The organism is Pseudomonas sp. SZ40 (assembly GCF_052958135.1).
In genome coordinates, this window is sequence record NZ_JBQWIF010000075.1 from 1 (window position 1) to 5,068 (window position 5,068).

2 protein-coding genes and 3 pseudogenes are annotated in these 5,068 nt (G+C 56.0%); 4 read left to right on the top strand and 1 reads right to left on the bottom strand.

What is annotated here, in order from left to right; all coding sequences use genetic code 11:
- A pseudogene (locus ACT9T4_RS26485) lies at nucleotides 1-1,069 on the top strand (IS3 family transposase); the annotation flags it as partial.
- 507 nt (nucleotides 1,070-1,576) lie between these two features.
- On the opposite strand, the pseudogene ACT9T4_RS26490 reads toward ACT9T4_RS26485, so the two are convergent.
- Nucleotides 1,577-2,234 (bottom strand): annotated as a pseudogene (locus ACT9T4_RS26490) (transposase); the annotation flags it as partial.
- Nucleotides 2,235-2,484: 250 nt separating this feature from the next.
- Between ACT9T4_RS26490 and ACT9T4_RS26495 the strand changes: the two are divergent.
- The 3 genes and pseudogenes from ACT9T4_RS26495 to ACT9T4_RS26505 form a co-directional block, all read left to right on the top strand.
- Nucleotides 2,485-4,134: an IQM protein middle domain-containing protein gene (locus ACT9T4_RS26495; RefSeq protein WP_499119837.1), complete on the top strand. Its 1,650-nt coding sequence runs from the start codon at nucleotides 2,485-2,487 to the stop codon at nucleotides 4,132-4,134.
- Nucleotides 4,118-4,399 carry a hypothetical protein gene (locus tag ACT9T4_RS26500; protein WP_499119838.1) on the top strand — a complete coding sequence of 94 codons (282 nt, stop codon included), beginning with the start codon at nucleotides 4,118-4,120 and terminating at the stop codon, nucleotides 4,397-4,399. The genes ACT9T4_RS26495 and ACT9T4_RS26500 overlap by 17 nt, the downstream gene beginning before the upstream one ends.
- Nucleotides 4,400-4,847: 448 nt before the next feature.
- Nucleotides 4,848-5,068: pseudogene (locus ACT9T4_RS26505) on the top strand (sensor histidine kinase); the annotation flags it as partial.

The window sequence follows — 5,068 nt, forward strand, 5'->3', positions numbered from 1 at the left end:
TGGCAGCGCGGTTAGGTATGTCGGTGCACAGCCTGTATGCCTGGATCAAACGCTACAACAAGCCCCGGGAAAAGCGGTAGCAAGAGGACGATCAGCAGATCGAACTGCGTCGTCTGCGTGCTGAACTCAAGCGAGTGACCGAAGAGCGAGACATCCTAAAAAAGGCCGCCGCGTACTTTGCCAAGGAGTCCGGCTGAAGTACGCCTTCATCAGCAAGCTGTCGGTGGAGTATCCGGTTCGGCGTCTCTGCCAAACCCTCAAAGTGCACCCCAGCGGTTACTACGCTTGGCTATCCGAGCCTAACTCCGTACGCGCCAAGCAAGATCAGCGTCTGCTCGGGTTGATCAAGCATGCGTGGCTGGAAAGTGGTGGTGTCTACGGTTACCGAAAGATCCACGACGACCTGCGTGAGCTGGGCGAGTCTTGTGGCCGTCACCGCGTGGCCCGCCTGATGAGGTTGGAGAAGCTGCGCTCGCAGACTGGTTATCGTCGGCGCCCTGGCTGTTATGGCGGCAAGCCGACAGTAGCCTCGCCCAACCGCCTGGAGAGACAGTTCAAGGTCGCAGAACCCAATAAGGTCTGGGTCACTGATATCACCTACATTCGCACCTATGAAGGCTGGCTGTACTTGGCAGTGGTGCTGGATCTGTTTTCACGCCAGGTGGTTGGCTGGTCGATGAAGCCACGGATGTGCAGCGATCTAGCAATTGATGCCTTACTGATGGCTGTGTGGCGGCGCAAACCCAAGCAGGAAGTGATGATCCACTCAGACCAGGGCAGTCAGTTCAGCAGTCTGGACTGGCAAAGTTTCCTCAAGGCCAACAACCTGATCAGTAGCATGAGCCGGCGTGGTAACTGTCACGACAACGCCGTGGCAGAGAGCTTTTTCCAACTGCTGAAGCGCGAACGCATCAGGCGGAAAACCTACGGCACTCGTGAAGAAGCACGCGCTGATGTGTTCGATTACATCGAGATGTTTTATAACCCTAAACGCCGGCACAGCAGCGCTATGCAGCTATCGCCAGTGGATTTTGAAAAGCGCTATTTCCAGAGCTTGGAAAGTGTCTAGGAAAGCCGGGGCGATTCAGAATTTTAAAATGATCACATTGGATCTGAACATAAATGACTCGGAAGCCCTGCTGCTGCACTGCAGAACATACACACCAGCATCGGACGACGTCAGGGAAAATAGCCGACTCGCGGATGCTCTTGAGGAGCTAGCAAACGCAGTTTCCAGACACCTCGAAAGCTATCCTCGCGGAGAAGTGTGAGGTGAGCTTTATTTTCAGATTGTTATTCGGTGAGCCTGGCGCTGGCATGAGCGAGGAAGATCGAGATATCTCTGATCAAATCCGTAAGCTGAAGACGTTGAAAGTGAGGGATGGACACATATCCATCGATCCATCTGAGGTGGTCACTGACGCATTTGAGCGCGAGCGTGCGGAGGCCGGTAGGCGGTATGTCGATAGGTGAGTCTTGCACGGTTATTCTGTGCATCGAGTAGCGCGTGCGGACGAGCAGGAAATATGAAAAATTCTGTAGTGCTAATGATCGCTAAGCTGATCGGGGGCCTAGCGGCTCTTACATCAAACTCTCGATTCAAGATGTTCGGAATGTCAGGGCGCTCAACCGTCGCTTGTTTGCAGGCATGTGATCGAGGTTGTTTGCTAATCAACTCCAGTTTCCGCATCAGGCCACGTACCTTGAACCGCCCTATTTGCTCACCGCCTTCCTGCATCATCGACACGATGCTGCCGCTACCGGCGGCGCTTCGACTTTGAGTAAACAGTTCGTTGACCCGAGTGCGAAATCGAAGCTGCTCAACGTCTGGAAATCGGCGCCTGAGCCGGTGGGCGTAGTAACACGAGCGAGTGGCATCAAAGACTGCGCAAAGCCGATGACCGGCTCTTGGGCGCTCAGGTGATCAATCAGCGCGTGCGCCCGTGCTCTTCCGACATCAAGAGCGCGGTAGCATTTTTTGGGGATTTCTCCCGCTTAAGGCGAGCGATTCAAGCTTCCAGTTCCTGGATTTTCTGCTGCTCAGGCGTCAGCGCCTTGCTCTGCGGAGTAAAGTCGTTGCGCTCCTGCTGGAGATGAGTACCCCCGCGACGCAACGCTGACTCGACCACCCCAAGCGAGCGGCTGGCTTCGATAGGGCTATAGCCTTGATCGACCACGAGGCCGGCGGCATCGCGTTTGAACTCTGCAGAAAAGGAACGACGTTGCTTCGTCATCAGACACCTCTCTAACGGCGAGGATTTTCGCCTAAATCGGGGGCCGGAGTTATTAGACGACTACAGCAGGTTTCGCAATGCAGTTGAGGCTGGATCGAGCACGAAGCCTGAAACCTTTTTGAGTACAGCGCAAAGGGAGCATTTCGCTTAAGTACGTGCTTGGCGATTACACCATGGAGGCGCCTGCCATCGAGCCGGGAACCCACCGCTACGAATTGCCACTCACAGGTAGCGAGAGAGGGATAGCTCAATGGAAATCGGACATTTCAATAAGGTAAATGCCAGTAACCTCTTAGCCGCGGGCACTCAAGCCGTGGCTAAGCTGTCCATTCCCAGGTCATCGCGGCAGATCAATGCGGAGTCGCTGCAGTGGCTGGATAAACTTGGCTCTTCTATCGGCAAGCACATCACCTCCAGTATTGAGAGCGGAAAATTATTCGAATTGGCGTCCCTGGGTGCAAATGTTTTCGGTATTCCCGCGTTCTTGGAACGCGGCGAGACACACCGCCCGGTGTTGAACTTCGAGCCTGGCCACGACCAAGGCCTGAACCTTTCCAGCGTCGATATGCAAAGCCCCACAGGCAAGCTCAACCGATGGGCATCTGCTCCTAATGCTTCCACGACCGCTAAACCGCCAGCCGTCCCTGAGCGTGGCCGCTCCCAGAACCATGAAGCGCGTCCCCCCCTGCCCCAGCGACCACATAGCAGCTCACTGACTTCCATGGGGGTGGCGCTTGGCAACATTCAACAAGCAAAAATCAGCAGCCACTTGGTCGGCTCACCACCACCGTTACCCGTGCGCAATCCTTTGGGTAACCCAGGGCTGCATCAAGGCAGCCGAGCGACCACCATGAACCATCGGCAAGTATGGGCCTCTCGGCTACCGTCAACACCGCCGCCCACACCTCCCATCCGGCCTCAGCAGCCTGCGGCTTCCGCTTTGAAGCAAGCGAATAAGAGCGAGCCGCAAGATGCTTTGGGCACGCCCCTGGATGAGATTGAGAAGTTCATGCTCGGGCCATCGTTCAGGCCGCCTATGGAGCCCACGCTAGCGCAACAGAACACTCCGCCACGAGCGTCTGAGCCGTCCATCTTGCCCTCACAGCCCTTTACGCAGGTACAGCTGGCGTCAGGCAAGCCAGAGAATGCACCGACGCGGATTGGCCAACCCAGCATTAGATCCGGTTTGACAGGGACTCCCGACTCATTGCGTCCCGGCTTGGGTCGGCGTTTCCAATCGAACCCAGTGAATGGGCCCAATGCCGCATCGCCGCCTGTATCCTCGGAGGTTCCCGATTCGTTGCGGCCCGGTGCGGCCCGGCGGCGCGCAAGTGAACCTACGAATGCGATCGAGGCGCATAGCCGCTTTGCAGCGGCGACGGCATGGGCGCCCGTTGGGTCGTCAGTAGCGGTACAGCCTTCGAATACCACACCTGTACGATTTTCTGCCCTTCAGCCCATGCTTTCTGTATACAAGGGTGAGGAAACTGGCCGAGTATTCGGGACGCAGGTTAAATACCTGAGTGACCGCGAACGCGCTGCGTTCAAAGTCACTATCAGGGACGGTAAAGTCTATGATGCCACGGGAAAGTTGTTCGACACACGCCAAGCCACAACGGCATTCGCACTAAATAAGGGGCGTGCGATTTTCGTTATGGACGCTACTGGTGCTATGTATGTTTCGAATGAGCAGACTAGGGGTAAATTTCACCACTCAAGCTTCCTGCGCGGAGGATCTGTTGCTGTAGCAGGTGATGTGCGGATCGAGAACGGTCAGATAACCGCTATTTCTCGTAAGAGCGGCCACTATCGCCCCACCTCAGCGCAACTGAACCAAGCGGTCAACCATTTGAAAACAAAGGGCGTCTCAGGAGTATTTGTCGATGAAGACCTCAGCTAATCTCAACTTCTTACGCATCCCCATGAGCCTGCTTTATGACCTTGACGATGTTGAGGGGTTTATCGGCCTGTCGAACAACCAGGTCGAACGCCTGACCCAGGAATATACCGCTGAGGAGTTGAGCGGTATTCGCCAGGCATTGGCCTATGCGAGCCAACATCCTGAGCATGATTTCAAGTCGATGTTGCCTGATGTGCCACAGTCGAACAGGGAGATCGCCGAGGTACTCAAGCGTATTTACCTATCCATCCCGGCCTCACTCTGAGAGCACCTAAAAACGCATAGTTAAATCGTAGGATGTTGAATAATTTTGTATGAGTCGGGCAGTGTCACAGTCGCTGGACACCTCTAAATCACGCAAAGACTAGTATTACTTGGTGTGCGCTTTTAACCGAAACATCTATTGAAACGCATAGGGGGATGCAAGGGCGATCAAGCACTTCTATCAGGAGGCTTCGTACACGGCGCGCTCAGTGGGGCAGTTCGAGGTGACCCGCAGTTCGTCCCAGCGGATATCGCTGTACCTCTAACCGTCCAAGGCTCAAGGGGCAGTAGCGTAGGGGTATTGCCTGCGGCAATCTCAGCGAACTAAGCATCGTGAGTGGTAGGGGATTATTGCTACTTCGCTGCACTCACCCAACTTATCGGGCCTGATTAGGCGGGTCGCCCCTGTGCTATCGTCGGCCGCTCACCCGTCTGGCTGATCCGTTTTCATGTCTTCCCGCTCTCTGCGCGTTGCCCTGCTGACTGCCTTGTTGCTGGCGGGCCTGTGCCTGTCCGCCTACCTGGCGGAGCGCCAGGCCGAACGCCATCGCCTCGCTGATGCCGGGCAACAGGCCCAGGAGCAACTGGCTGCCTACGCCGGCGCGCTGCAGACGCTGATCGACCGCTACCGCGCCTTGCCAGCGGTACTGGCGCTCGACCCCGAGCTGAA